This window comes from Kitasatospora sp. NPDC059817, assembly GCF_042731835.1.
Classification (GTDB): domain Bacteria; phylum Actinomycetota; class Actinomycetes; order Streptomycetales; family Streptomycetaceae; genus Kitasatospora.
This window is the reverse complement of the sequence record NZ_JBHWIR010000379.1, coordinates 1-2,737: the sequence shown is the minus strand read 5'-3', so window position 1 is coordinate 2,737 and position 2,737 is coordinate 1. Positions and strand designations below refer to the sequence as shown.

The 2,737-nt window shown below is 72.6% G+C and carries 1 protein-coding gene; it reads right to left on the bottom strand.

The window, feature by feature from the left end; translation table 11 throughout:
* Positions 1 to 133 precede the first annotated feature (133 nt).
* Positions 134 to 2,737: translation initiation factor IF-2 (infB, locus tag ACFV61_RS35460; RefSeq protein ID WP_380496258.1), on the bottom strand; the 2,604-nt coding region annotated here is incomplete at its 5' end.

Sequence of the window (2,737 nt, the reverse complement as noted above, 5' to 3'; positions counted from 1 at the left end):
GCCGGACACCGCGATTGCCATCCCCTCGTTGTAAATGCGCCCCCGCCCCGCTTTCGGGTCCCGCCTCCAACCCCGCCCCCGGGGCGGGGGGCCCCAAAAACCCCCCCGCCCCCCCGGCCCCGGCTTTCACCGACTACGAACGCGGCTTCTCGCGCATCTCGTAGGTCTCGATGATGTCCTCGACCTTGATGTCGTTGAACGACCCCAGGGTGACACCGGCCTCGAAGCCCTCGCGGACCTCGGTCGCGTCGTCCTTGAAGCGGCGCAGACCCTCGATGTTGAGGCTCTCCGCCACGACCTTGCCGTCGCGGATGAGGCGGGCCTTGGCGTTGCGGCGCAGCAGGCCCTCGCGGACGATGACACCCGCGATGTTGCCGAACTTGGAGGAGCGGAACACCTCGCGGATCTCCGCGGAGCCGAGGCGCACCTCCTCGTACTCGGGCTTGAGCATGCCCTTGAGGGCGTTCTCGATCTCCTCGATCGCCTGGTAGATGACCGAGTAGTACCGGACGTCCACGCCTTCCTTGTCGGCCGCGGTACGCGCACGGCCTTCGGCGCGCACGTTGAAGCCGATGATGATGGCGTCCGAACCCATCGCCAGGTTGACGTCGGACTCGGTGATCGCACCCACACCGCGGTGCAGGATGCGGAGCTCGACCTCCTCGCCCACGTCCAGCTTGACGAGGGCGTCCTCAAGGGCCTCGACCGAACCGGAGACGTCACCCTTGATGATGAGGTTGAGCTGCTCGATCTCGCCGGCGGCGATGGCCTTGTCCAGGTCCTCCAGGGACACCCGGACCCGACGCTGCGCGAAGGCGGCGTTGCGGTCGCGGGCCGAGCGCTTCTCGGCGATCTGACGGGCGGTGCGGTCCTCGTCGACGACGATGAAGCTGTCGCCGGCGCGGGGCACCGAGGTCAGACCGAGCAGCAGCACCGGGCGGGACGGGCCGGCCTCGGCGAGGCTGTTGCCGTTCTCGTCCAGCATCGCGCGGACGCGGCCGTAGGCGTCGCCGACCACGATCGAGTCGCCGACGCGGAGGGTACCGCGCTGCACGAGCACGGTCGCCATGGCGCCGCGGCCCTTGTCGAGGTGGGCCTCGATGGCGATACCCTGCGCGTCCTGCTCGGGGTTGGCCCGCAGGTCGAGCGAGGCGTCCGCGGTGAGGACCACGGCCTCCAGCAGCTGCTCGATGTTGAGGCCCTGGCGCGCGGAGATGTCGACGAACATGGTGTCGCCGCCGTACTCCTCGGCCACCAGACCGAACTCGGTCAGCTGACCGCGGACCTTGGTCGGGTCGGCGCCCTCGACGTCGATCTTGTTGACGGCGACCACGATCGGCACACCCGCGGCCTTGGCGTGGTTCAACGCCTCGACCGTCTGCGGCATGACACCGTCGTTGGCCGCGACCACCAGGATCGCGATGTCGGTGGACTTGGCACCACGGGCACGCATGGCGGAGAACGCCTCGTGACCCGGGGTGTCGAGGAAGGTGATCGGGCGCTGCTCGCCGTTCACCTCGGTGACGACCTGGTAGGCACCGATGTGCTGGGTGATGCCACCGGCCTCGCCGGCCACCACGTTGGACTTGCGGATGGCGTCCAGCAGGCGGGTCTTACCGTGGTCGACGTGACCCATGACGGTGACGACCGGCGGGCGCGGGGCCAGCTGGTCCTCGTCGCCCTCGTTCGCACCGAAGTCGATGTCGAACGACTCCAGCAGCTCGCGGTCCTCGTCGTCGCGGCTGACGATCTCCAGGATGAAGCCCATCTCGCCGGCCAGCAGCTCGAGGGTCGCGTCGGAGACCGACTGCGTCGCGGTGACCATCTCACCGAGGTTGAACATGACGGAGACGAGCGCGGCCGGGTTGGCGTTGATCTTCTCCGCGAAGTCCATCAGCGAGGCGCCGCTCGACAGGCGAACGGTCTGGCCGTTGCCGCGAGGCAGCATCACACCGCCGACGGACGGGGCCTGCATGGCCTCGTACTCCTGGCGCTTCGCCCGCTTCGACTTGCGGCCACGCGCCGGGCGACCGCCCGGGCCACGACCGAAGGCGCCCTGCGTGCCACCACGGGCACCCGGGCCGCCGGGACGACCACCGAAACCACCGGGACGCGGACCGAAGCCGCCGCCGCCACCGGGGGCACCGCCACCGGGACGCGGACCGCCGAAGCCGCCGCCACCGGCCGGACGCGAGCCCGGACCGGCCGGACGACCCTGGAAGCCCGGACGGGCGCCACCGGCACCCGGACCACCCGGACGGCCACCGGGGCCACCGGGGCCACGGCCGCCGGGGCCCGGACGCGGGCCCGGAGCCGGACGCTGCGGCATCATGCCCGGGTTCGGGCGCGGCATGCCGGACGGGGACGGGGCGCCGGGGCGCGGACCGGCCGGACGCGGCATGCCGTCGGGACGCGGACGGTCGCCACCGGGACGCGCGGCGCCACGGTCAGCGCCGGGAGCACCAGCGGGACGCGGACGGTCGCCACCGGGACGCGCGGCGCCACGGTCAGCGCCGGGAGCACCAGCGGGACGCGGACGGTCGCCGCCCGGACGCGCGGCGCCACGGTCGGCACCGGGAGCACCGGCGGGACGCGGACGGTCGCCGCCCGGACGCGGACGGTCGCCACCCGGGGCGCCCTGACCGGCGGGACGCGCACCCGGCGCGCCCTGACGGCGGTCGCCGGGGCGGGCCATACCGGTCGCGCTGCCCGAGGTGAACGGGTTGTTGCCCGGACG